This is a genomic window from Flavobacterium sp. (assembly GCF_031381455.1).
Taxonomy (GTDB): Bacteria; Bacteroidota; Bacteroidia; order Flavobacteriales; family Flavobacteriaceae; genus Flavobacterium.
In genome coordinates, this window is sequence record NZ_JANMXZ010000026.1 from 25110 (window position 1) to 51342 (window position 26233).

Consider the following 26233-nt stretch of genomic DNA (forward strand, 5'->3'; position numbering starts at 1 on the left):
TATGAAAAAAACAATCACATTTTTATTTTTACTACTCATTCAATTGGTTGCATTTGCTTGTCCGGTTTGCCAAAGAAATCAGCCTAAAGTACTTCGTGGTATAGTTCATGGCTCTGGACCGGATAGCAATTGGGATTATGTAAGCATTTGGATCACAATTATAATCTCAGTAATTGCCTTGTGTCTTTCTATAAAATGGTTAATCAAACCTGGGGAAAAAAATTCAGACCACATTAAATATTCAATTTTAAATTAAGAAATTATGAGCACTAACAGTTCAATAATTGTTTTTTTGGATAATGAAACCAAACCTTTTGGCGAATTTAATGCACCAATAAATTTTGAATTAGATACCCGAAAATTAGTTGATGGGGATCATGTTTTAAAAATTGTAAGCAAAGATCCAAATGGAAAAGAAGGTATTCGGTTTATTCCTTTCAAAGTTAGAAATGGTCCTGCAATTGCCATTGAAGGCATCAAAGAAAATGAAGTTGTTGACGGTATAATTCCATTAATGATAAATGCTTACAGCAAAGGAAATCAAAAACAATTTTTGATAGAAGGAAGCGAAACACCACAATCTACACCAGCTTGGTTTTGGGCTATTATTATTGGTTTTATAGGGTTCGCCATATATTACTTTATTACAGCAATGAAAATCGATTTATAAAAAAAATGCTCAACATTTGTGAGCAATTTTTTTATTTTGTTTTCTTCTTATACTTTTCTTTTAGTCCTGACTTCCATTCAACCAAATCATAATAAAAGTCTACTGAAACGAGATTGTCTTTTTTTCTAACAACACACTTCCCGGTTACATCAGCTTCATCTCCACAAATGGTTGTTTTTGGGCCAACTGTCAAATTATCATTAGCATACAATTGATAAATTTTATAAGCTATATCTTGACGAATCGTCATTTTGGAATTGTAAGTGCTGACGATAATCATTCCTTCTCCAGAACGCGCTACAAACTCCATTCCGTTATGACCATAATTGTAGGTTTGTATTTTTGTGTCACCTTCATTAAAGGCAAAACAGCTCATAATCAATAAACTAAAAAATACTTTTTTCATATGTTGTAAGTTATTTGGGGTAAAAATAGGGGCGAAAAATAATGATTAATTTAATATAAAACGGATTAATTTGGAAAATATTGTGTTTAAACGATAAAAACCGTCTAATCAACGAAGAATAGACGGTTTTTCTGAACTAATAATCTATTAATAATAAGTATAGCGTCTAACTTTTGCTATATATTTTGCCAAACGAATCACCTGATGGCTGTATCCGTATTCATTATCATACCAAACATAGAGTACAATATTTTTTCCGTCGCCCGAAACAATTGTCGCATTGCTGTCATAAATAGATGGTTGTGCAGTACCAACAATATCAGAAGAAACCAATTCGTTGTTCAAAGAATACCTAATTTGCTCTACTAGTTCACCTTCCAAAGCATATTTTTTCATAATTGTATTTACTTCCTCAACGGAAGTTTCTTTGTTGACTTCTAAATTCATAACAACCAAAGAACCATTGGGTACAGGAACACGAATAGCATTCGAAGTTAACTTTCCGGCTAAACTCGGCAGTGCTTTGGCGACAGCTGTTCCGGCACCGGTTTCCGTAATTACCATATTTAAAGCGGCTGCACGACCACGACGATATTTTTTGTGCATGTTGTCTACTAAGTTTTGGTCATTGGTATACGCATGAATAGTTTCAATATGACCTTTTACCACACCAAGCGAATCTTCAACCACTTTTAAAACCGGAGTAATAGCATTGGTTGTACATGATGCAGCTGAAAAAATGTCTACATTATCCGGGTTGTGCTCGTTATGATTTACACCATATACAATATTAGGAACACCTTTTCCCGGTGCCGTCAATAATACTTTATCAACTCCTTTTGAAGATAAATGGCGTTTTAATTGTTCTTCGGTTGTAAAAGCTCCGGTGTTATCAATTACTAACGCATCTGCAATTCCGTATTTAGTATAATCAATTTCTTCCGGACCATTAGCCGTAATAACATGAACAGTAGTTCCGTTAATGATTAAGGCATTATTATCAGCATCGGCTTGGACCGAACCATGAAAATCTCCATGAACAGAATCATAACGCAATAAAGAAGCTCTTTTTTCTAAAGAGGAAGCATCATTTCTATCACGAGTGACTATGGCACGAAGACGAAGTTGTTCCCCTTTACCCATTTTGCTCATCATTTCACGAGCTAACAAACGGCCAATTCTACCAAAACCATATAAAACAACATCTTTTGGTTTTAGGTTTTTAAAATCTTTGGCATTTTTTAATTTGTCAATAACAAAAGCGCGGCTATCATCATATTTATTATCTTCAAGATGATATTCATACGTTAATTTTCCGATATCAATTCGCGAAGGCGGCAAGTCTAAATTTAGAATGGAGCGAGCAATTTCAACAGAATCAAAGATGTTGATTGGTTTTTGAACAAACTCTCCGGCATATTCGTGAAAGTTGATAATATCGCTCACGTTTCTATCAATTAACTGATTTCTAAAAAGAACCAATTCGATTGATTTGTCATACCATAAATCGCTTATAATCTTAATTAATTCAACGCATGCTTTACGTCTGTCAGCCTGAAAAGATAATTCCTTCTCGTATAACTTGTTACTGTCCATAAAAATAAATAAGTGTTTAGTTGTGTGTAAAAAATAAATTTTGGCGCAAAAGTATAAAATAGAAGTGTTTTACGAAAACGATTTCGTAACTTTTTTATGGAGTTAGAATTTTTACCACATAGAATTATAGTTTTTTGAAACTTTATAAAGTTGCTTTGCTCTATTTTCAGAACGCAGTAGCTGTATTTTATACCTAAGTTTCGGAAAATTTCTATGAAATTCTTATTTTCTATGTTTCTATGTGGTAGAATTTAGTTGCCTTTATAAAACAAAAAAACCAGTCCAAATTTTGAACTGGTTTTAATGAGTATTAACCTTTTAACCTTATAAAATTACCTGAATGATTTGTCCTATTTTGTTAATCATTTGAATGCTAACATTTTGATTTTCGTCTTTTTTATTTAAAAGGCTTGAAATGGTCTCCACATCAGTCGCTTTTACATTATCAACCGAAAGAATAATGCCTCCTTTTAATTGATCATAGTAAGGTCTCAGATTGTCGTTGTTGATTTCTTTGATGCGAACACCATATCCAATTTTGAATTTTTTCTTATCCGAAGCATCGATATTCTCCAACTCCAATCCTTTAAATTCGGTAGTCAAAATATCATTTTTGATTAAAGTAACTAATGCTGTTTTGGTTTCTCCGTCTCGAAGGAATGTTACTTGCACTTTATCGTTTGGTCGTTTCGTACTGATGTATCCGGAAAGTTCGGAGAAAGTATTAATTCTTTGACTGTCTAATTTTTTGATGATATCGCCTTTTTGCAAACCTGCTTTTTCGGCACCTGAATTTTTAGTTACTTTATTAATATAGAAACCTTCGGTATCATTTACTCCTAATTCTTTAGAAGCTTTACTGTTCAATTCGCCTCCTTCAACGCCAAGAATACCACGTTGTACATTGCCAAATTCCATAATATCTTCAATGATTTTTCGAGTAATATTTGATGGAATTGCGAACGAATAACCAGCATAACTTCCTGTTGGAGACGAAATCATCGTGTTAATTCCAATTAATTCACCGCGAGTATTAACCAATGCGCCACCGGAATTCCCCGGATTTACTGCAGCATCGGTTTGTATAAAAGATTGAAGACCATTGTTTTCTAAATTTCTGGCTTTCGCCGAAACAATTCCGGCAGTAACCGTCGAAGTTAAATTATACGGATTTCCAACTGCCAAAACCCATTCGCCAACTTTTACCTGGTCTGAATCGGCAAACGCGGAATAGGGTAATTTTTCGTCCGCACTTATTTTTAGTAACGCGATATCCATTTTTGAATCGGTTCCGATAAGTTTAGCTTTGTATGATTTGTTGTTGTTCAAAGTAACCTCAAGTTCAGAAGCACCTTGCACCACGTGATTATTGGTAACAATATAACCATCTTCAGAAATAATAACTCCAGAACCTGTTCCTACTTGTTCTTGTTGCTGACCGCCACGTTGACCGTAAAAGAATTGCATAATTGGGTCAGAAAGTGTTCTTACGGAGACATTTTTAACGTGGACAACAGTGTGAACCGTACTTTCTGCAGCTGCAGTAAAATCGACTCCTTCAGCTGATAAACCAACAGTTCTGCCATAATTTTTTGACGCTGTCGTTACAATCGAATCGCGACTGTTTTTTTCTTCAATAAATAATTTGTAAGCACCAAGTGTGGTTGCACCACTTAATAAAGAAACCAAAAATAAACTTGATAATCGTTTCATATGTCTATAATTTTTGTTTTTAATTGGTCATATGTAATTCGCATAACAGCCACTTGTTTTTAGACAAATTTTTGGTTATGCTCATTTCATAATCATTAACATTTTAAATTATTTGAACGTAAAATTATAAATTTATTTTTTTCAAAAAATCAGTTTAACGCTCGTTTAACAATTTTTAAGTTAATCTTAATATTTGCTATATTTGTGAGAGTTAACCATGCTATGCAATTCACATTTTACAAATACGAAGGAACAGGAAATGATTTTATCTTTATAGATAATCGTCAAAACGAGTTTCCAAAAACGGATATCAAACTCATTGAAAAACTTTGCGACCGACGCTTCGGAATTGGTGCAGACGGATTGATACTGCTAGAGAACGATATTGAAACCGATTTCCGAATGGTTTATTTTAATTCTGATGGCAACCAAAGTTCAATGTGTGGCAATGGAGGCAGATGTATTGTGGCTTTCGCCAAAAGCCTGAATCTTATTAATGACCAAACTACTTTTTTGGCAACAGATGGTCTGCACAAGGCGTATGCTTATGAAAACGGAATCGTTTCGTTGGGAATGAAAGATGTTGATGAAGTAAAAATTGAATCCGATTATGTTTTTCTGAATACCGGTTCGCCACATCACGTGATGCTTGTGGATGACTTAGACAATTATGATGTAAAAGGAATTGGTGCCAAAATTCGCTATTCTGATTTGTATGGAAAAGTAGGAAGCAACGTAAATTTTGTGAAGCAGCTGTCAGATGATCATTTTCGTTTGCGAACCTATGAACGTGGCGTAGAAGACGAAACCTATTCGTGTGGAACTGGAGCAACAGCTGCAGCAATCGCGATGAATGCTCTCGGTAAAACAAATTCCAATCATATAAAATTAGATGTTGAAGGCGGAAAACTGGAAGTTTCGTTTGTAAAAGAGGGAAGTGTTTATACTAATGTCTTTCTGAAAGGTCCGGCAACTTTTGTTTTTGAAGGGGAAATAGATATATAATTACGAATTAGAAATTACGAATTATGAAATCTGAAAATATCGTTCAAACAAAAAGCTATGATTTTGCTTTTAAAATTATTAAAATTTATAAATATTTATCTCAAGATAAAAGAGAATTTGTTTTGTCAAAGCAATTATTGCGAAGTGGAACTTCAATAGGGGCAAATATTGAAGAATCTATCGGAGGTCAATCTAAAGCAGATTTTTTTGCAAAAATAACAATAGCTTACAAAGAAACCAGAGAAACAAAATATTGGATAAGACTTTTGAGAGATTCAGATTATTTAACAATTGAGCATTCTAATGATTTATTAAATGATGCGGAAGAACTTTTGAAAATAATTGGTTCTATTCAGAAGTCAATTCGTAATTCGTAATTTCTAATTCGTAATTTTTTTATGGCATTACAGGGAAAAAATATCCATTTACGTGCACTCGAACCCGAAGATTTAGAGTTCGTTTATGCTATAGAAAATGATGAAAACATTTGGGAAGTTAGTAATACGATAACGCCATATAGCAAATTCTTAATCCGGCAGTATCTCGAAAATGCACATCAGGACATTTATGAAGCCAAGCAATTACGATTAGCTATCTGCAAAAAAGATAATTCAGAAGCCATTGGATTAATTGATTTATTCGATTTTGATGCCAAAAACAAACGCGCTGGAATTGGAATAATCATTCAAAATGAAGCCGATAGAAATAATGGTTTTGGAAAAGAAACTTTAGATTTGTTGATTAATTATGCTTTTGAGCAATTACAATTACATCAATTGTACGCAAATATCGGAACAGAAAATAAAGCAAGTGAATCGCTTTTTATTACATTTGGATTTGAAAGAATAGGTGTTAAGAAAGATTGGAATTTTACCAATAATGCTTTTCATGATGAAGCGGTTTTTCAATTAATTAAAAAATAAATAGTTTTGAATAGAAATAAAATTATCAAGATTTCAGGAATTGTTATCCTTGTTTTTGTAGCGGTTATTTATATTAAGTTTTTAACATCTGACACAACTTTTGACAAAGGCGAACTATATGTTGAAGTTCCAACAGGTTCAACCTATCAGGATGTTGAAAAGATACTTTCACCATTGGTAAAAAACATGAGCGATTTTGAGTTCATCGCTAAACGCCGTTCGTATCCGGAAAATGTGAAAGCCGGACGATTTTTGCTAAAGAAAGGCATGAGTGCTTTTCAATTGGTTGCCGCCATGCGAAGAAATGTTCCGGTTAAACTAGCTTTTAACAATCAGGAGCGATTGGAAAATCTTTGTGAGCGATTGAGTTCTCAAATCGAACCAGACACAACAAAACTCTTGGCAATTTTTCGTGACTCAACTTTTCTGCAAAAAAACGGTTTTACCAAAGACAATGTTTTTGCCATGTTTTTACCAAATACATACGAAGTATACTGGAACATTTCAGCAGAAAAATTTAGGGGTAGAATGCTTGATGAATACAATAGGTTTTGGACAAAAGAGCGAATTGCAAAAGCTGCAGCTTTAAATTTAACACCGGTTCAAGTGATTACTGTGGCATCGATTGTCCATAAAGAATCTGTTAAGAAAAGTGAAAGACCAACAATTGCAGGTGTTTATCTCAACAGATTGAATCAAGGAATGGCTTTGCAAGCTGACCCAACGGTGATTTATGCTTTGAAATTGCGTGACAATGATTTTGACCAAGTCATCAAACGCGTTTTATATAACGATTTGTTTATCAATTCTCCTTACAACACCTATAAAAATATTGGTTTGCCTCCTGGACCAATTGCCATGCCTGACGTTGATGCTATTGATGCGGTTCTGAATGCGGAGAAACACAATTATATTTATTTCTGCGCAAGCGTTGAAAAATTTGGCTATCATGTTTTTGCTTCAACTTATGAGCAACATCAAGTGAATGCAAAGAAATACGCTGATTGGATGAACAAACAAGGTACAAACAGATAATTTTGAAAGTAGCCAAAAGCATAGTTATACTTTTGTTTTTTTGGTGTTCCCAAATTACCGTTGCTCAAAATTCTATCGAAAATTTTCTAAAACCTTCGGATACTTTAAACAAAAAGCGTCTCAAAACACTAGTCATTTCCGAAGTTGCCATTGGTTCGGCAACGTTGATTGGTTTAAATCAAATTTGGTATGCCGATTATCCTCGTTCTAATTTTCATTTTATAAATGACAATGCTGAGTGGCTTCAAATGGATAAAGTCGGGCATGTTTTTTCATCTTATCACTTGGGAAGTTTTGGCGCTAATGCATTGAAATGGTCAGGTGCAAGTCGGAAAAGCCAATTGATTTACGGTTCTACTTTAGGTTTAGCTTTTATGACAATAGTTGAGGTTTTTGATGGTTATTCGGCAAATTGGGGAGCTTCTTTAGGCGATGTAGCAGCTAACATTTCAGGAACGGCGTTATATGTTTCTCAGGAATTACTTTGGAAGGAACAACGAATCGTTCCTAAATTTTCTTTTCATACAACGCCTTACTCTTCTGCGAGACCAAACGTTTTAGGAAGTTCTGTTCCTGAGCAAATTCTGAAAGATTATAACGGACAAACGTATTGGCTTTCCGCTAATATTCATTCATTTGCAAAGTCTTCTAAAATTCCAAAATGGTTGAATGTAGCCGTTGGTTATGGCGCGGAAGGAATGATTACCGGAAATGATGAGTTTACCAACATGATTTTTTTACCAGAAAGTGAAAGATACCGACAATTTTACCTCTCGCTTGACGTTGATTTGACAAAAATTGAAACTAAATCACATTTTGTTAAGACAATTTTAACAATTTTTAATTCCATTAAAATTCCAGCTCCAACGTTTGAAATCAGGGGTTCAGGTGGAACGAAACTGCACTTAATCTACTTTTAATATAGTTTAACTACTTGATATTCAATTTTATAAAATAAGTTGTATATTTGCACTCGGAAATATCAATGTCGGTGACAGCGCTTGAGAAATAACCTTAAATGATAAAAAAAGGAATTTTTTACACAACAATCCTACTAACTGTAGCTTTCATAAGTTCCGGTTTTAAGCCTTACAATTCCCAAATCAGCAGCTTCTTATTTGCTGATGAAAATGAAGAACAATCTTATGTTTTTCCTTCTCAAAACAGCATTGATTATTTTAAATTAAAAGTCCCATTTACGGGAAGGTATTTTATTGGCTTTAAAGAAGCAGTTGCTCATAAAGAGTCGCAAGGCAAATATGGCAAAATAAATACTTTAGGTTATATGGGAAAATACCAATTCGGAATAGAAACTTTAAAATCTATTGGTATTAAAGATAGCGTTGGTTTTATGAATAATCCAAGACTTCAAGAAAAAGCTTTCGTAGCGCTACTTTCTAAAAATAAATATGAATTGAAGAATTATATAACTAAATATGAAGGTAAAATAGTGGATGGTGTTAAAATAACCGAATCAGGGATTTTAGCAGCAGCACATTTAGGAGGTTCAGGATCAGTTAAACGTTTTTTGAATTCGAATGGCGAGAAAAAATGCAAAGACGATTACGGAACTTCAGTTAAATCATATATGAAAGATTTTGGTGGATTTGAAACTACTGGAATTAGAGCAATCCAAAACGCGAAAGTAAAATAATTTAAGTTTTGTGAATAATAAAAATGGTTGGTCTGTTGTGCAGGTCAACCTTTATTTTTTTCCAGTCTGCCACACGAAACGTTTTGATAAATTCTGTTGGCAAAGTAATATCGGTTGCAATGCAGAGATGTGTGTTAGGCTGTAATATTTGCAATAAATCTTCTAACAATTTATTATTTCTATACGGCGTTTCAATAAAAATCTGAGATTGATTTTTTGTGCTTGATAGATTTTCAAAGTTTTTTAAAGCTGTTTTTTTATCTCCTTTATCAATAGGAAGATACCCATTGAAGGCAAAACTCTGACCGTTCATGCCGGAACCCATCATTGCCAATAGGATAGAAGATGGCCCAACTAAAGGCACAACCTGTATTCCGTTTTCGTGAGCAATTTTTACAATAACGGCGCCGGGATCAGCAACTCCGGGACATCCGGCTTCGCTCATTAAACCAATGTTCAAACCATTAAGACATGGAGCAATCATCGCTTTGTATTCTGAAACTTCAGTTCTTTTGTTGAGGGAAGAAATTCTTAAACTGTTTTGAACTTTTTCAGGATGAATAGATTTGATGAATTTTCGAGCTGTTTTTTCATTTTCAACAATATAGTCGTCGATAAAATCTATGGCTCTTTTTACTGTTTGAGGTAAAACATCATGAGGATTCATTTCTCCCAAAGTAGTTGGAATTAAATAAAGTTTGCCTTTTAAACTTATTGGCTTCATGGATGTTTCTCGATTAGTTTTTTGGCTAAAATATCGCAAGTTTCATCAAGCATTTCATAAACCATATCAAAACCATTTTGCAATCCGTAATAGGGATCAGGAACATCTACATTATCACCAGGAAACAAATCATTCAGAATTAGTTGTACTTTCTGTTTGTGCTCTTCTTTTTTTGCCAATCCGATTACATCATTATAGTTGGTATTATCCATGACATAGATATAATCAAATTCTTCAAAATCTTGAGGTGAAAATTGTCTTGCTTTTTGATTGGTAATGTCTAAGCCATTTTTTTGAGCCGTCATAATTGAACGTTGGTCAGGTTGTTTACCAATATGATAAGTTCCTGTTCCGGCGGATTCAACTATAAATTTATTTTGGGGAAGTTTAGCTGCAAGAAGCCCTTCTGCCAATGGTGATCGGCAAATGTTTCCTAAACAAACCATTAAAATTTTAACGGGCATAGTGTATGATTCTAAAGCGCAAACTTACTCAAAAAGGAATTATAGCGATAATTTTTTATGAATATCTTCTACAAATTTTTTGAACTGTTTATCAGTCGATACCAAGTTGTCAACTGTTTTACAGGCGTGAAGAACGGTAGCGTGATCTCTATCTCCAATTTGGGAACCAATATTTGCCAAAGATGACTTCGTAAATTTCTTAGCAAAAAACATGGCTAATTGTCGAGCTTGCACCACATGACGCTTTCTGGTTTTAGATTGTAAGGTGTCCAAATCTAATTGGAAATAATCAGAAACAACTTTTTGAATGTATTCAATTGAGATTTCTCTTTTAACATTTTTGACAAACTTCTCGACTACATTTTTAGCCAAATCTAAAGTCACTTCTTTTTTATTGAAAGAAGATTGTGCAATCAACGAAATAATAGCGCCTTCTAATTCTCTCACGTTTGACTTGATATTTCTAGCCACATACTCTATAATTTCATCAGGCATTTCAACACCATCACGATACAAAATATTTTTTAAGATAGAAATCCTGGTTTCATAATCCGGTTGGTGTAATTCGGCCGATAAACCCCATTTGAAACGAGACAACAAACGTTGTTCGATATCTTGCATGTCAACAGGTGCTTTATCTGAAGTAAGAATTACTTGTTTACCGTTTTGATGTAAGTAATTGAAAATATGGAAGAATACATCTTGTGTGCCAGTTTTTCCAGAAAGAAATTGAACATCATCAATAATCAACACATCAATCAATTGATAGAAATGAATAAAATCGTTTCTGTTATTTTTCTTAACCGAATCAATATATTGCTGAGTGAAAACTTCAGCCGAAATGTATAAAACTGTTTTTTCTGGATATTTATCTTTGATTTCAACACCAATAGCATGCGCTAAATGGGTTTTTCCTAATCCAACACCACCAAAAATTAGTAATGGATTGAATGATGTTCCGCCTGGTTTATTGGCAACAGCCATACCAGCTGAACGCGCTAATCTGTTTGAATCACCTTCAAGGAAATTGTCAAAACTATAATTTGGATTAAGTTGTGACTCGATTTTTAAGTTTCTAATTCCCGGAATTACAAAAGGATTTTTTAACTCTGGATTCAGATTTTTAAACGGAGCATCAACATCTTGCGATTTTATTGGGCTGCGGTGAGCACTTGGCAGTTGTTCAGTAAATGGTTGTTTATTTCCATAAGTGTTCTCCATTTTAATTTTATAGAGTAACTTTGCATTTTTTCCAAGTTCTTTAGTTAACGCTACTTTCAGCAATTTTACATAGTGTTCTTCAAGCCATTCATAAAAAAATTTGCTTGGAACTTGAATGTATAAAGCGTTATCAGTTAGTTCAACTGACTTAATCGGTTCAAACCAAGTTTTGAAAGCTTGCTCTTGAATATTGTCTTTTATAAATAGCAGACAGTTTTCCCACACCGATTGCGCAGTTTTGCTCATATTTAATTTAAATTAATGTAATTAGTTATTTTGTTTTTAACATAAAAAAACATTGAATTTTTTCATGCTTTTCGGGGTAACAAATATGTGAATAAAATTTGTTAAAAAAAATAAAAATAGCATTGATTTTTTAAAAATATTGTTGTAAAGAAAAAATCAAATTTAGATTAAACGCAAAAAAATCAGATGAAAGAACATCAAATTCAAGTTAGAGTACGTTACTCTGAAACCGACCAAATGAGTGTTGTTTACCATGGCAATTATGTGCCTTATTTTGAAATGGGACGCGTGGAATGGCTTAGAAACAAAGGGATTTCGTATAAATCGCTTGAGGAGAACGGAATTGCCCTTCCAATAGTATCCATGACTTTAAATTACAAAAAGCCAGCACGTTATGATGATTTACTTACAGTGATAACCAAGTTCAAAAGTCAAACGACTGTGAAGGTAGAATTCGATTGCGAAATTCGTAATGAAAATGATGAGTTGTTAACAACTGCGTATTTTTTGTTGGTTTTTGTGAACATAAATTCAGGAAAACCTATTGCGCCGCCACAATACATTTTGGATATTATGAATGATTAATTTTTTTAATCTCAATCTCAAATAAATTTGTAAAAATGTCGAAAATCATTTCGGCATTTTTTTTTCGGGTGCTGATTTCAATTAGACAGCTTTCCTCCATTTGTTGGGAAATGATTTCTAAGTTTTTCTCTTTGATTATTCGCATTACTTTATTCATGTTTTTATAATCAAAGGAAATTTGGAAATGAATATCTATTGTTTTTTCAATAATTTCAGCTTCTTCTAAAGTCATTTGTGCTGCCGTTTTATAAGCTGAAATTAATCCACCAACACCCAATTTTACTCCGCCAAAAAATCGAACCACAACAACTAGAATATTAGTTAAACCAAAAGATTGAATTTGTCCATAAATAGGCATTCCTGCCGAATTGCTTGGTTCACCATCATCATTGACACGAAAAGAAATGGAATCAGTACCGAGTTGAAAAGCATAACAAAAATGACCGGCACCAAAGTGTTGTTTGCGTAAGTTGTATAAAATGGATTTGATTTCGTCTTCCGAAGTGACAGGAAAGGCTAAGCCAAAAAACTTGCTGTTTTTTTCTTTGAAAAGAATTTCTGTCGAAGGAGATGCAATGGTTTTAAAAGTGTCATCCATTTAAAGCACAATACTTAAATTCCAATTTCCAATGGTCGGATTAATTGTAATACAACCAAAATTCACTTTTGGGATTTGGAATTTCATTTTTTGGAAATTTATAAAGGCAGATGCTTTTGGTCAAATAAATCGACTACATCTTCTTCACCAACTTTTAAATTCCAAACGTGCAATCCCAGCGATGCTGCGGCATCAGTATTGTCCTTTTTATCATCAATAAACAAAGTTCGTTTCGGAGATAAATCGTGTTTTCTGATTATTCTATTGAAAATTTCTGCATCTGGTTTGCGCATACCCATTTCATAAGAGTAATATACTTTTTCAAAACAGCGATAAAAATCGGTGTAAAAAGACATCCCAACTTTATGTTCAAAACGACTAATGTGAATAGAATCGGTATTGGTTAACAAAAAAAGGCGGTATTTGGAAGAAAGCATTTGTAAAAACTCCAATCTTTCAAGCGGAAAATCACCAATAATGGAGTTCCATGCTTTAATTATCGCATCAATACTGGCATTCGGAATATAGGTTAAAAAGGAATTTATGAATTCGATTTCGGTTATTTTTCCTTTTTCGAATAAATCATTATGTGCTATCAAATCTTCATTTGGACCATCCAATCCTAACTTTTTAAACTCTTCAATCGATGTTTCTTTATTGAGATTAATAAAAACATCTCCAAAATCAAAAATTATAGCGTTAATCATGGTTGAAAAAAAGTTTAAGTTGGTCGTCTTTTATAGTTTTTACTTGGAAATTTCCATTTAAACTCGGGGCTTTTATACCACTTTTTAAATGACTGTTCCCAATAAAAACCCTAGCTTCATCCCAAAGATTATCGTCTATAAAACTTTGAAGTGTTTGTTTTCCGCCTTCAATTAGTATAGATTGAATGCCATATTTGTATGAAATATCGGCAATAGTTTTGGTTAGCTTAACGTCAAAGATAGCATTTTCATAAATACAATTTTCACTAAATGTTAAATTTTCTTGCTCGGTTATAATGATAGTTTTAATTTGACCATCCTTTACATAGTGGCTTTGGTTAATTCTACCACTTTTGTCTAAAACAATTCGTGTCGGATTTTCACCTGTCCAATCCCGCACATCCAATTTCGGATTGTCATCTAAGACCGTTTTGGTTCCAACCAAAATAGCTTGTTCTTCACTTCGCCATTTATGAACCAATTGTCTCGAATATTCATTGGATATCCAAACGGGTTCTTTTTTATCTTTAGTCAATGGGGCAATAAATCCGTCCTGACTTTCTGCCCATTTCAGTATGATGTAAGGCAGTTTTTTTTGATGAAAGGTAAAAAAACGTTTGTTCAATTCGTTGCATTCTTTTTCTAAAACACCAATAGTCACATTCGCGCCGTTTTCTTCTAAACGCTTTATTCCAGTACCAGAAACTTTACTGTTTGGGTCGATAGATCCAACCACAACATTTGGAATTTTATGCTTGATAATTAAATCACAACACGGTGGTGTTTTTCCATAATGACTGCACGGTTCCAACGAAACATATATAGTGGCTTTTGCTAATAATGAATTGTCTTTTACTGAGTTTATTGCATTGACTTCGGCATGTGGTTCGCCCGATTTTCGGTGCCAACCTTCGCCAATGATTTCATTATTGTATACAATGACACTGCCAACCATCGGATTTGGATAGGTTGTTCCCAAGCCATTTTTGGCTAATTCGATGCAGCGTTTTATGTAAATTTCATCGGCTTTCATTTTGCAAAAATAGGGTTTTATCTCTTAAGTTTTTAGCCACAGTTTAACACGGATTTAAACAGATTTCCACATAAACTAACATAATTAATTTCTTAATCGGTGTTAATCTGTAAAAATCTGTTAAATCTGTGGTTGATTTTTTTGGTATTAGTAACGGACACAAATAAAAAAATTCATTCATGACTTTTTTAACAAGCCTATTTTGAGTGAAGTGACTTTTATTAATTATTGTTTCTATATGGTTAGAACAATTGCCTTATTTTTGTAATATTAATATTGTTTAGATGCTAATCAGAGAAATCAAAAAAGAAGATAACCAACAAATTGCAGCGGTTATTCGGGAAGTTTTTATTGTAGATAATTTTCCTAAAACAGGAACCGCTTTTGCGGATACACAATTGGATTTTATGTTTGAGGCTTATGATAAACCACGGGCAACTTATTTTGTAGTTGAAAGTGAAGGCAAAATCATTGGTGGCGCAGGCGTTTCACAATTGGAAAGTTCTCCTTCAACCATCTGCGAATTACAAAAAATGTATTTTTTGCATGAAGCCAGAGGCAAAGGAATTGGGTTTAAAATGATACAAAAATGTTTGGAAAAAGCTACTGAATTAGGTTATGAAAAGTGTTATCTCGAAACCTTACCCGAAATGCTGACGGCACAACATCTATACAAAAAAGCAGGTTTTGAATATCTTTCTACTCCAATGGGGAATACAGGTCACACGACTTGTCCTGTTTGGATGATACGAAGTTTAAATCCCAAATTATAAATTCCAAAATCCAAATGCTACTTAAAAATTACAAAGCCACTTTTCTTCAGGAACTTTCTTCTTCGTATGACGAACACGAAATGGACAGCTTTTTCTATATCATATTGGAGAAATTGCATGGTTTGAAACGAATAGATTTGGCGCTCAATCCTGAAACGGTAATGGATGGCACTCATTTAAAACAATGGAAAAGTATTCTCTCCGATTTAAAAATTCAAAAACCGATTCAATATATTTTAGGAGAAACCCAGTTTTATGGTTTGCGATTTGAAGTCAATGAAAATACGTTGATTCCAAGACCCGAAACGGAAGAATTGGTTGAATGGATTATAAAGGAAGAGGGAACCTGCCTGCCGGCAGGCATGGAAGGGAAGAGGGAAGAGGGAAAAGTTATAATTCTCGATATAGGAACAGGAAGTGGCTGTATTGCAGTTTCGTTAGCCAAAAATCTTCCAAATGCTGAAGTTTTTGCGATTGATGTTTCGGAGAAAGCTTTGGCTACAGCTAAAAAGAATGCGGATATCAATAATGTTAAAGTAAATTTTATAAATGTAGATATATTAAAAACCAACGATTTAGAAAAACTTCCAACTTCTAACTTCCAACTTCCAACTTCGTTTGACATTATAGTTTCTAATCCGCCTTATGTTCGAAATTTAGAAAAGGCTGAAATTAAGCCCAATGTTTTAGAGTATGAACCACATTTGGCATTGTTTGTTGAAGATACTGATGCTTTGCTTTTTTATCGAAAAATTGCGGAACTAGCAAAGAAAAATTTAAATCCGAACGGAAAACTTTATTTTGAAATTAACCAATATTTAGGAAAGGAAACTGTTGAATTAGTTGAGAGTTTTGGGTTTAAAAATGTCAAATTGATAAAAGACATTTATCAAAATAACCGAATCGTATTTGCAGTAAAACAATGATTTTTTTGTTTCACAGAGATTCACAGAGAAAAAAGAGATGCACAGAGTCTAAACTGAACACTAATTTCTGAATACTGAACACTTACTCATACCTCAACGCTTCTATCGGATCAAGCTGAGAAGCTTTTATTGCGGGATATAATCCGGAAACTAATCCAACAATAAAACTGGTCACAAAGGCAGCGAAGATGGCACCCCAAGGAGTCACAAATGCCAAGTCAAGTAGTGACGAAATTCCGTAGCCAGCTAAAATCCCCATTATTATTCCTAAAACACCACCTATTTGTCCGACGGTTATTGTTTCGATAAAAAACTGAATAGCAATAGCGCTTTTCTTGGCGCCTAGTGCTTTTCTTACGCCAATTTCACGTGTTCTTTCGGTTACAGAAACAATCATAATGTTCATCAAAGCAATCGACGAACCTAGTATAGTAATTATCCCAATTAGCCAAGCAGAAACGCCTAAGAAATCTGTGATACTAGCAATTTTATTGACTAAATCATCACTTCGAGAAATGCTAAAATTTTCTTCTTCAACCGGATTTAGTTTTCTGATTTTGCGCATGGTGATAATCGCATTTTCAATGGCAGCATCGAGCAATTCTGTTTTTTGAATCATGGTACTCAATGAGTAATTGATATTGGGTTGCGAAAATAACGAGCGCGCCACTTGAATCGGAATCATAACTCTCAAATCCTTTTTGTTACTAAAAGAGGAACCTTTTTCTTTTAACACGCCAATGACTTTAAATTTGGCACCACGAACAGAAAGAATTTTATTAATTGGGTTGACATCTTTCAACAAACCTTTTGTAACAAAATCAGAACCTACAATGCAGGAATACACATTATTTGAAATGTCAAATGAGTTGAAGTTTCTGCCTTGGGTGACTTCCAAACCAGAGTTTGTTATATAATATTCGTCAATACCAAGAACCGAAATTTCCGGGTCTGTTTTTTGATTTTCAAATTTCACTTCAGCACTTGAAGTCGCTACAAATGAAAGTGAAGTCACTGTCATTATGAAGTTGTATTTTTCTTTAAAAGCTTTGGCTTCGGGATAGGTAATAATTGGATTTATTTTTTCAATTTTTTTACCACCATCTCCACGTAAGGTGTTTGGGTATTGATTTATATTGAACGTATTGGAACCCATTGAGGCAAAAGTGGAATTCAAATTGTTTTCGAAAGCAGCAACCACAGTCAAAATCCCAACCAAGGCTGTAATTCCAATGGCGATAATAACAACAGTCAAAATGGTACGAAGCAACTGCGTTCGTATGGAACCCAACGCAATTTTTACATTTTCTCTAAATAGTCCTATTCCAAGCATAACGCAAATTTGACACTAAAATAGACGATTTGTTACAAGAATATTTATATAGTTGTGTAAATAGTTTTAAAAAATAAGATATTTGTCAAAGGAATTTTAAATATTAAATATCAAATATTTAAAATCTAAAATCTAAAATCTAATATTAAAATGGCATCAAAACCAAGTATTCCAAAAGGCACACGAGATTTTTCACCGGCAGAGGTTGCTAAGCGTAACTATATTATTTCGGTAATGAGACACTATTTTGAGAAGTTTGGTTACCAACCAATCGAAACACCATCGTTTGAAAACTCGGATACTTTGATTGGAAAATATGGGGAAGAAGGTGATCGTTTGATTTTTAAGATATTGAATTCAGGAGATTATTTGGATAAAGTTCCAACCGAACAACTACAATCTATTAACTATAAACAATTAACCGGTGAAATCTCCGAAAAAGCTTTACGTTACGACTTAACTGTTCCATTTGCACGATACGTTGTGCAACACCAAAGCGAGATTGAGTTTCCGTTTAAGCGGTATCAAATTCAGCCGGTTTGGCGCGCTGACCGTCCACAAAAAGGTAGATTCAGAGAGTTTTATCAATGTGATGCTGATGTGGTTGGTTCCAAATCGTTGTGGCAGGAAGTGGAGTTGGTACAATTGTATGATTCCGTTTTGGCTGAATTGGGTTTGAATGGTGTTACTATTAAAATCAATAACAGAAAAATTTTATCGGGAATTGCTGAAGTAATTGGTGCTTCGGATAAACTGATTGACTTTACGGTGGCTTTAGACAAGCTCGACAAAATAGGCGCCGACGGTGTTAAAAAAGAAATGCTTGAAAAAGGGATTTCGGATGCGGCTATAGTAAAAGTACAAGCGTTGTTCAACTTTACCGGAACGATTCAGGAAAAATTAGAAAAACTAACACAATTACTATCCTCTTCTGAAGAAGGCAAAAAAGGTGTTGAAGAGTTGCGTTTCATTTGTGACAACGTAACTAAACTTGGTTTGCAAAAAGCAATTTTAGATTTGGATGTGACTTTGGCTCGTGGTTTAAATTATTATACCGGAGCTATTTTTGAAGTTACTGCGCCCAAAGAAGTTGCTATGGGTTCTATCGGTGGTGGCGGACGTTATGATGATTTGACAGGGATTTTCGGTTTGAAAGACATGAGTGGTGTTGGAATTTCGTTTGGTTTGGATAGAATATATTTGGTTCTGGAAGAACTGAATTTATTTCCGGAAACGGTAACAAAATCGACTAAAGTATTATTTCTGAATTTTGGCGAAAGCCAGACTTTTGATGCGATGAAAGCTGTTACTATACTTCGCAATCAAAATATCAAAGCTGAAATGTATCCTGATGCAGCAAAGATTGACAAACAATTTAAACATGCAGAGCGAAGAGGAATTCCGTTTGTGGTAAAAGAAATTGATGGATCAAACTTCACTTTAAAAGATATTCAAACAGGAGAACAAGTTCAGTTAAATCTTGAAAACCTTATTGCAAAACTTAAGTAAATTGCTTCTCTATGAATCCCGTCTCATTATGAATAACGAGACAGGACAAACGAAGTGACGAATACACTAAACAAAAAAAACCCTGCCGAAGCAGGGTTTTTTTTCTTGTAGAAAAAAGCAATTTAGTGTCAAATAAACAGCAGAACAAGATATTATTTTAGTATTATTTTTTTAGATATTTCGCCTCCATCAGTAATTACTTTTACTATATAAGTTCCAGAACTTAAGTCGCCAATGCGTAATTGTATGTCAGCTTGATTTTGGTTATAAACTTTCCAAACAGTTACTTCTTGTCCCAATAAGTTGTATAATGAAACTGATTTCACATTTACTTCTTGCAACTCGTTTTTGATGTTTATCATGTTGTTGACTTGTGAATGTATCACGCTAATTCCATGATTTTCTTCAGTATGATCAACTGTTCCAAGAGAGGTACCATTAGTAAATCTTAATGAAAATCTTGTATCATACGTTCCGGCAGGTAAGTTGATTTGGAAGTTTTGGTCTTTGATACTGTGATAGATTGAAGTTACATTGTCATAAATGTATATTTCTTGATCATTATCAAAATTTTCTTTTCCATCTACAACAAAGGTAACATTACCAGCCACTGCATTTTTAACACCTAAAGGATAGATATTGTTTACGTTAAAGTAGCCATCACCATTAATGTTTAACTTGTTGGTTCCATTAATGAAATACATATCATTAGTAAGTGTTTCGATGCTTACACCATCATAACCGCTATCAAATCCTGAAGTTGCATGTTGATTCATAAATCCTAACAGTGTTTGTCTGTGATAGTTGTCAGCCGAGTTATATCCAAGTCTTAATTTCATAAATTGTTCTTCAACAAAGCTATCGCGTTGATTGTTAAATGCCGGATTGATAACAGTAATTGGGTTATTGTTTTGTTTGAACATAGTATATGAAGTTGCATCGTCTTCTTTAACAAATAGTCTTTGACCATTGTTAAATGTAATAGTTCCACCTGTAGCAGTTCCAGTTACAAAGAATCCTTGTCCAACTGGGATGAATCTTTTTGGAGTTTTACTACTTGACCCTAATCCGCTTACACCGGCAGTGGCAACAGGTGCCGTTCCACCCGTCTTAGTATAAGTTGCATAACCACCTTGATACTGAGAAGTTGTGTGCGAGGGATTTGTACTATAATGCTCCCAGATGTATAGTGTTCCTACTATGCTTGATGCATTATCGTCAATAAATTGATTGGCATCGATAGCGGACGCGTATGGGTTACCACATAGGTTTAAATTATTAGGTCCAACCGTCGAAGTAATAATTCCGCTATTTGGTTTACCTACGAAAGTATAATTTTGATCTGCTGTTGCTGAGCCGCATCCTTTCATAGTGTATCCTTGTCCAGCCAATAACGTTCCGTTTGGACCCGCTGATGACCAGTTAGCATAACTGTTTGTTGAATTTTGGAATTTAAAAATCCAATAGCTACTCAAAGTAATAGGTGTTGTTGGCGAACCATTAACTCCAGTTGTCCATAGCATGTTTTGTATATTATTTGGATCAGTACCATCTTTCATAACTCCAGCCACAGTAAATCCGTGATTAATAGTCGTGTTATTGATAGAACTAACAGGTGAAGACCAGTAGTTATAGTTATATTTTATAGCTTGACCTTGTTGATCTCTTTCTAAAGAACCAGTACTTGTTACATCTAAATCAGAATTTGCAGTTTGAATTAATTGAGATTTTCCAACTAAATCAATTTTACCATCAAGTTTTAGATACCAGTCATTTTGAATTTTAGTATCGTTTGTCATACTTACTGTAACTCCTGGGTCAATAAACATAGCTAAATCTGTATCGTTAGCAGTTTCAGTTATATTATGTTTCACTTGAACAATTGAATAATCAAAGTCTACAACGTCTAATCCTCTAATATCTTTTGTAACATCATTAATAGCAGTTGCAAATGTTCCTGTTCTTACTGTTGTAAAAGGCATTGGAGCTTGTTGTACAGCTATTACTTTATGGTTATACAATTTCATTCCAGTTCCGGTATCGATAGATGCTGTTGTTAGATCATCTACAATATCATCTTTGTATGCATCCATTCTGTAATATCTTAATACGTTTGCAAAAGGTAGTGAACCAACGTCTTTAGGGACAATAGCACCTCGAACTTGAGAAGCCGTATTTTGTATTTCTTGGTAAACCATTCTTTGTACTTGAGTAGCTGTTAAGGCAGCATTAAATACTCTAACTTCATCAATTTTTCCTTTGAAATAATTTGAATTTCCTAGAGGATTTCTACCCAAAGTTAATTTTGATGCATCGGCTGCAATATTTCCTGATATTGGTTGTGTAGCCACTAATTTTCCGTTTAAATATAGATTTAAATTACCACCACCATAAGTTGCAGCAACATGATACCATTGAGAAGTTGTTAAAGCTGTATTAAAGGTTACAGTAGTTCCATTGATAATCGCTTCAAATTTTTTAGCACTGTTTATTCTCAATTGGAATTTATCTTGTCCAACTACAACACCATTAGTACTAAAGGTACTATTTAAATCAATCCATGCCATTAGAGTGGCATTGGCTAATCCGCCAAGAAGCGCAACGTTTTCAGCATAATCATTTCTTCCATCAAAATCTAAAAACAATTTCCTGTCTAAATCTCTTGGTGAACCTTTTGCAGTATCATTAGTATCAAAGGCATCAAGAATTCCATCGCCATCTGCATCACCTGAACCATCAATTTTTCCATCAGCATTGGTATCAAAACTAGCATATAAACCTGTTTCTATATCATTAGTCCCGTCATCGTCATCGTCAATCTCTAAATAATCAGGAATATTATTTCCGTCAGTATCTTGAGCATATGCTCTTAGTGTTGTTCCATAAACAATAGAGTTATCATAAAGGTTTAATAATCCATCACCATCACTATCTGCTCCATCTCCTTTACCATCCCCTGTTATATCTCCGTCGCCATTCAAAAGTCCTGATTCATCTACATCAAAAAACGAATCATTATCACTGTCTAAATCTAAATAATTTGGAACACCGTCACCATCAGTATCAGGCAATGAATACGTACCTCCAGAAATCATAGCTTCTATATAATCATTAAGCCCATTATTATTTGCGTCTATCCAAGTAGCTGCACTAGTTCTATCCATAGTCGATTTACCAGTACTGTAAGCTTTAAATCCTGCTTCTTCAATATCTGGAATTCCATCATTTTCATCATCTACATCCAGAAGGTCAGCAATTCCATCACTGTCACTATCAATACAGTTTTGGTTAATGATAATTTGAACATCGTCAATAAAATTCCCAACAGAAGCACTACCTGAAGCAGTTGGACCAGCTTGGAAGGTTAAAACAATTGAGGTTTGTCCTAATGGAATGTTATAAGTTCCAGAATAAGAACCCCATGATGTGTTTCCATCTATCATTGTAACAATTGGAGAAGAAGCTATAGCATTGGCTAAATTATCTCCAAACTTCACATAAGCTGTATCAGTTCCAGCTCTTCCTCTGTGTTTAATAGCCCAGTTAATTGTTCCACCGGCGCCATTCAAGCAAAATGTTTGGTATAAAATTCCAGGAACATTAGCGTTTAATTCCGCAAATTGATTCCCTGCAGCTGCTGGCACAGGACCACCACTACCACTACTAAATCCAGAACTCCATATTTCTATAAAAGGTTCAGCACTAGTTTGCCATCCCGTAACATTAGCTGTTGGCTCTATACTATAAGTTGCCGTACCAATTACTGGTGTTTCAAAACTTCCGTTTACAAATGAATCACTAACACATGTACCACATTCTACATTATCTATAATTCCATCATTATCATCATCTTGATCGGCATTGTTTTCTATGCCGTCCCCATCATTATCAAGTAAACCTATTCCTTGAATAGCAAAAGTATAAGGGTTTTCGTCGCTATCATTATTTACGATATTAATTTGTGCAACTCTTGTAAAAACAGCATTAGGGTTAAATGTTACTTGGAAAGTTGTACTAGCTCCAGCTCCAAGAGCACCTGTTCCCGGGTTAGCAGTAACACTAAATTCAGATGCATTAAGTCCAGTAATAGTTGGATTTGAGATTGATAATGGAATTGACCCTGTATTTCTAATAGTAAAAGTACGGGTTATTGTAACCAAATTAATATCGGCTGGACCAAAATCAGTATGGTCTGAAACGGAAGTTACCAAATCACCATTTGTAATAGATAAACCGTTACCTTGCAGATCTATTTCTCTATTTGAACCAGTACCTTGAATGTTAAAATCATATGGGTTTTCATTAGTATCATTGTTAACAATACTAATATTGGCTGTTCTTACTCCAACAGCAGTTGGAATAAACGTTATTACAAAAGTGGTATAACTAAGAGCAGATACTGTTGCACTTGGAGGTGTGGTAACGGTAAACTCAGAAGCATTTGTACCTGTAATGGTTATTGTACCAACGTTTAATTGGAAATTTCCACTATTTATGATTGTAAATGTTCTTGTCCCATTACTTGAACCAAAATCAGTCCAATCCGCAGTAGATGGAGTTAAATCACCATCAGCAATTGAAGTTGTATTTCCTTGAACATCAATCTCTGGGATAATTCCAAATCCTTGTATTGCAAAATCATAAGGGTTTTCAGAATTGTCATTATTCACGATACTGATTGTTGCAGTTCTTGTACTAATAGCACTTGGTGAAAATGTTACTACAAAAGTTGTACTGCTATTAGGACCAACCGAAGCAGCAGGGAGTGTAGTAATAGTGAAGTCAGAAGCATTAGTACCACTAATAGTAATGGTGCCAATAGTTAATGCAATATTTCCAGTATTAAAGATTGTAAATGTTCTTGTTGAGGCTACTGTACTAAAATCTGTCCAGTCAGCTGTAGTAGGAGTGGTGTCTCCATCAATTATAGAAATAGCATTTCCTCGAATGTCAATTTCTTGTTCAACTCCAGTTCCTTGCAAAGCAAAATCATATGGGTTTTCGTTAGTATCATTATTTACAATAGAAATGTTAGCTGTTCTTAAGCCGATTGCTGTTGGTGTAAAAGTCACCGTAAATGTAGTGCTTGAACCAATTGGTACTGTAGCACTTGGAGCACTAGTAACTGTAAATTCACTGGCGTTAGTTCCAGAAAACGTAATCGCCCCTACTGTTAATAAAGCAGTACCCAAATTTCGTATAGTAAAAGTTCTAGTTGAATTAGCAGTTCCAAAATCAGTCCAGTTAGTAGTAGCAGGATTCGTGTCACCATCTACAATTGAGGTTGCATTTCCTTGAATATCAATTTCTGAGTAATTGACTGTGGCTACAACTGCCGTTCTTGTAGCAGTAGTACAACCATTATTTGTAGCATCAACATAATATGTAGTTGTAGTTGAAATAGTAGGAGTTGTAAATGAATTTCCAGTACGTAAACTAGCTCCTCCAGTTGCCGCAGCATACCAATTAATTGTACCTGCACTGGCGGTAGCTCCAAGATTTACAGTTCCAGTTCCAGTTCTTGATCCAGGAGTAGTTCCTGTTATTGTTGGAATTACATTAACCCTAATTGTTCCTGTAGCCGTAGTAATAGGTCCACAACCACCAGTTAAGGTAACGGTATAATTAAATGTTCCTGAAGCCGTTGGCGTACCAGAAATAGTAACCACATTAGCAGCCCAAGCTCCAGTCACTCCTGCTGGTAATCCAGAGAATGTAGCTCCAGTAGCTGACACTGTAGTGTAAGTTATATTTGTTATTGCCGTATTAATACATCTGGTTTGAGCATTTGTACCCACAGCAGAAGTTAATGTAACAGTATTGTTTGGATTAACAGTAATTGTACCTATTGCAGTAATAGTTCCACAACCACCAGTTAAAGTAACGGTATAGTTAAATGTTCCAGAAGCTGATGGCGTACCAGAAATAGTAACCACATTAGCAGCCCAAGTTCCAGTCACACCTGCTGGTAAACCAGAGAATGTAGCACCAGTAGCACTAGTTGTACTATAAGTGATATTAGTTATAGCAGTACTAATACATCTGGTTTGAGCATTTGTACCCACAGCGGAGGTTAAAGAGATTGTATTGTTTGGGTTAACGGTTATTGTTCCTGTAGCCGTAGTGAGAGGTCCACATCCACCAGTTAAGGTAACAGTATAATTAAATGTTCCTGAAACCGTTGGCGTACCAGAAATAGTAACCACATTAGCAGCCCAAGCTCCAGACACACCTGCTGGTAAACCAGAGAATGTAGCTCCAGTAGCTGAAACAGTAGTGAATGTAATATTAGTCAAAGCAATATTAATACATTTTGTTTGGTTGTTAGTTCCAGCACCGGAAGATAAAGTAATTGTATTATTTGGATTAACACTAATTGTCCCAGTTGCAGTTATGGTTCCACAACCACCAGTTAAGGTAACGGTATAATTAAATGTTCCAGAAGCTGATGGCGTACCAGAAATAGTAACCACATTAGCAGCCCATGCTCCAGTAACACCTGCTGGTAAGCCAGAGAATGTGGCGCCTGTAGCACTAGTTGTACTATAGGTGATATTAGTTATAGCCGTATTAATACATCTAGTTTGGTTATCAGTACCTACTGCTGAAGTTAATGAGATTGTATTGTTTGGGTTAACGGTTATTGTTCCTGTAGCCGTAGTAAGAGGTCCACATCCACCAGTTAAGGTAACGGTATAATTAAATGTTCCAGAAGCCGTTGGCGTACCAGAAATAGTAACCACATTAGCAGCCCAGTTTCCAGTTACACCTGCTGGTAAACCAGAGAATGTAGCACCAGATGCTGATACAGTACTAAATGTAATATTGGTCATAGCAGTATTAATACATCTAGTTTGGTTGTTAGTTCCAGCACCAGAAGATAAAGTAATTGTATTGTTTGGATTAACAGTAATTGTACCTATTGCAGTAATAGTTCCACAACCACCAGTTAAGGTAACGGTATAATTAAATGTTCCAGAAGCTGATGGCGTACCAGATATAGTAACCACATTAGCAGCCCAAGATCCGGTAACACCTGCTGGTAAACCAGAGAATGTAGCACCAGTAGCACTAGTTGTAGAGTATGTAATATTAGTCATTACAGTATTGAT

The 26233-nt window shown here is 34.6% G+C and carries 23 protein-coding genes; 12 read left to right on the forward strand and 11 right to left on the reverse strand.

Features of this window, described 5'->3' with window-relative positions; translation table 11 throughout:
• Nucleotide 1 precedes the first annotated feature (1 nt).
• Nucleotides 2–256 carry a hypothetical protein gene (locus tag RMN97_RS07260; protein WP_309613856.1) on the forward strand — a complete coding sequence of 85 codons (255 nt, stop codon included), beginning with the start codon at nucleotides 2–4 and terminating at the stop codon, nucleotides 254–256.
• A gap of 6 nt (nucleotides 257–262) precedes the next feature.
• Complete coding sequence (locus RMN97_RS07265) at nucleotides 263–670, forward strand: cytochrome C (protein WP_309613857.1); 408 nt, start codon at nucleotides 263–265, stop codon at nucleotides 668–670.
• Between the two features lie 31 nt (nucleotides 671–701).
• On the opposite strand, the gene RMN97_RS07270 is transcribed toward RMN97_RS07265, so the two are convergent.
• From RMN97_RS07270 to RMN97_RS07280, 3 genes are all read right to left on the reverse strand, one after another.
• Nucleotides 702–1076, reverse strand: a complete 375-nt coding sequence (locus tag RMN97_RS07270) for a hypothetical protein (RefSeq protein WP_309613858.1) — start codon at nucleotides 1074–1076, stop codon at nucleotides 702–704.
• 147 nt (nucleotides 1077–1223) lie between these two features.
• Complete coding sequence (locus RMN97_RS07275) at nucleotides 1224–2672, reverse strand: glyceraldehyde-3-phosphate dehydrogenase (RefSeq protein ID WP_309613859.1); 1449 nt, start codon at nucleotides 2670–2672, stop codon at nucleotides 1224–1226.
• Between the two features lie 324 nt (nucleotides 2673–2996).
• Nucleotides 2997–4385: a trypsin-like peptidase domain-containing protein gene (locus tag RMN97_RS07280; protein WP_309613860.1), complete on the reverse strand. Its 1389-nt coding sequence runs from the start codon at nucleotides 4383–4385 to the stop codon at nucleotides 2997–2999.
• 222 nt (nucleotides 4386–4607) lie between these two features.
• Here RMN97_RS07280 and dapF point away from each other — a divergent pair, with 222 nt between their 5' ends.
• The 6 genes from dapF (at nucleotide 4608) to RMN97_RS07310 (ending at nucleotide 9002) form a co-directional block, all read left to right on the forward strand.
• A complete protein-coding gene (gene dapF, locus RMN97_RS07285; protein WP_309613861.1) occupies nucleotides 4608–5390 on the forward strand; it encodes a diaminopimelate epimerase in 783 nt (260 codons plus the stop codon).
• A gap of 23 nt (nucleotides 5391–5413) precedes the next feature.
• Nucleotides 5414–5767, forward strand: coding sequence for a four helix bundle protein (locus tag RMN97_RS07290; RefSeq protein WP_309613862.1), 354 nt, complete (start codon nucleotides 5414–5416; stop codon nucleotides 5765–5767).
• 21 nt (nucleotides 5768–5788) lie between these two features.
• Nucleotides 5789–6313, forward strand: coding sequence for a GNAT family protein (locus tag RMN97_RS07295; protein ID WP_309613863.1), 525 nt, complete (start codon nucleotides 5789–5791; stop codon nucleotides 6311–6313).
• Between the two features lie 6 nt (nucleotides 6314–6319).
• Nucleotides 6320–7348 (forward strand): endolytic transglycosylase MltG, encoded by a 1029-nt coding sequence (gene mltG / locus RMN97_RS07300; protein ID WP_309613864.1) that lies wholly within the window; start codon nucleotides 6320–6322, stop codon nucleotides 7346–7348.
• 2 nt (nucleotides 7349–7350) lie between these two features.
• The gene (locus tag RMN97_RS07305) at nucleotides 7351–8268 is read left to right on the forward strand and encodes a DUF2279 domain-containing protein (RefSeq protein WP_309613865.1); all 918 of its coding nucleotides are present in this window, start codon (nucleotides 7351–7353) and stop codon (nucleotides 8266–8268) included.
• A gap of 98 nt (nucleotides 8269–8366) precedes the next feature.
• A complete protein-coding gene (locus tag RMN97_RS07310; protein ID WP_309613866.1) occupies nucleotides 8367–9002 on the forward strand; it encodes a peptidoglycan-binding protein LysM in 636 nt (211 codons plus the stop codon).
• Between the two features lies 1 nt (nucleotide 9003).
• Here the strand turns inward: RMN97_RS07310 and RMN97_RS07315 are convergent, their stop codons facing one another.
• Genes RMN97_RS07315 through dnaA form a run of 3 tightly spaced genes read right to left on the reverse strand, consistent with a single transcriptional unit; the run spans nucleotide 9004 to nucleotide 11657 of the window.
• Entirely contained in the window at nucleotides 9004–9726 is a 723-nt protein-coding gene (locus RMN97_RS07315; RefSeq protein ID WP_309613867.1) for an SAM-dependent methyltransferase, read from the reverse strand.
• Nucleotides 9723–10190, reverse strand: coding sequence for a low molecular weight protein-tyrosine-phosphatase (locus tag RMN97_RS07320; protein ID WP_309613868.1), 468 nt, complete (start codon nucleotides 10188–10190; stop codon nucleotides 9723–9725). The genes RMN97_RS07315 and RMN97_RS07320 overlap by 4 nt, the downstream gene beginning before the upstream one ends.
• A gap of 39 nt (nucleotides 10191–10229) precedes the next feature.
• A complete protein-coding gene (gene dnaA, locus RMN97_RS07325) occupies nucleotides 10230–11657 on the reverse strand; it encodes a chromosomal replication initiator protein DnaA (RefSeq protein ID WP_136150566.1) in 1428 nt (475 codons plus the stop codon).
• Between the two features lie 186 nt (nucleotides 11658–11843).
• Between dnaA and RMN97_RS07330 the strand changes: the two genes are divergently transcribed.
• Entirely contained in the window at nucleotides 11844–12242 is a 399-nt protein-coding gene (locus RMN97_RS07330) for a thioesterase family protein (RefSeq protein WP_309613869.1), read from the forward strand.
• On the opposite strand, the gene RMN97_RS07335 is transcribed toward RMN97_RS07330, so the two are convergent.
• The 3 genes from RMN97_RS07335 to ribD form a co-directional block, all read right to left on the reverse strand.
• Complete coding sequence (locus tag RMN97_RS07335) at nucleotides 12229–12840, reverse strand: YigZ family protein (RefSeq protein ID WP_309613870.1); 612 nt, start codon at nucleotides 12838–12840, stop codon at nucleotides 12229–12231. The two genes, RMN97_RS07330 and RMN97_RS07335, sit on opposite strands and share 14 nt — an antisense overlap.
• 98 nt (nucleotides 12841–12938) lie before the next feature.
• On the reverse strand, nucleotides 12939–13547 hold the full coding sequence (locus RMN97_RS07340; RefSeq protein WP_309613871.1) for an HAD family phosphatase: 609 nt from the start codon (nucleotides 13545–13547) through the stop codon (nucleotides 12939–12941).
• The gene (gene ribD / locus RMN97_RS07345; RefSeq protein ID WP_309613872.1) at nucleotides 13540–14580 is read right to left on the reverse strand and encodes a bifunctional diaminohydroxyphosphoribosylaminopyrimidine deaminase/5-amino-6-(5-phosphoribosylamino)uracil reductase RibD; all 1041 of its coding nucleotides are present in this window, start codon (nucleotides 14578–14580) and stop codon (nucleotides 13540–13542) included. The genes RMN97_RS07340 and ribD overlap by 8 nt, the downstream gene beginning before the upstream one ends.
• Nucleotides 14581–14864: 284 nt before the next feature.
• Here ribD and RMN97_RS07350 point away from each other — a divergent pair, with 284 nt between their 5' ends.
• Entirely contained in the window at nucleotides 14865–15353 is a 489-nt protein-coding gene (locus RMN97_RS07350; protein WP_309613873.1) for a GNAT family N-acetyltransferase, read from the forward strand.
• A 14-nt stretch (nucleotides 15354–15367) separates the two neighbouring features.
• The gene (gene prmC, locus RMN97_RS07355; protein WP_309613874.1) at nucleotides 15368–16279 is read left to right on the forward strand and encodes a peptide chain release factor N(5)-glutamine methyltransferase; all 912 of its coding nucleotides are present in this window, start codon (nucleotides 15368–15370) and stop codon (nucleotides 16277–16279) included.
• Between the two features lie 82 nt (nucleotides 16280–16361).
• Here the strand turns inward: prmC and RMN97_RS07360 are convergent, their stop codons facing one another.
• The gene (locus RMN97_RS07360) at nucleotides 16362–17612 is read right to left on the reverse strand and encodes an ABC transporter permease (RefSeq protein WP_309613875.1); all 1251 of its coding nucleotides are present in this window, start codon (nucleotides 17610–17612) and stop codon (nucleotides 16362–16364) included.
• A 150-nt stretch (nucleotides 17613–17762) separates the two neighbouring features.
• On the opposite strand from RMN97_RS07360, the gene hisS reads away from it, so the two are divergent.
• A complete protein-coding gene (gene hisS / locus RMN97_RS07365) occupies nucleotides 17763–19121 on the forward strand; it encodes a histidine--tRNA ligase (protein WP_309613876.1) in 1359 nt (452 codons plus the stop codon).
• A 152-nt stretch (nucleotides 19122–19273) separates the two neighbouring features.
• On the opposite strand, the gene RMN97_RS07370 is transcribed toward hisS, so the two are convergent.
• Complete coding sequence (locus RMN97_RS07370) at nucleotides 19274–26221, reverse strand: choice-of-anchor D domain-containing protein (protein WP_309613877.1); 6948 nt, start codon at nucleotides 26219–26221, stop codon at nucleotides 19274–19276.
• Nucleotides 26222–26233: the final 12 nt, after the last annotated feature.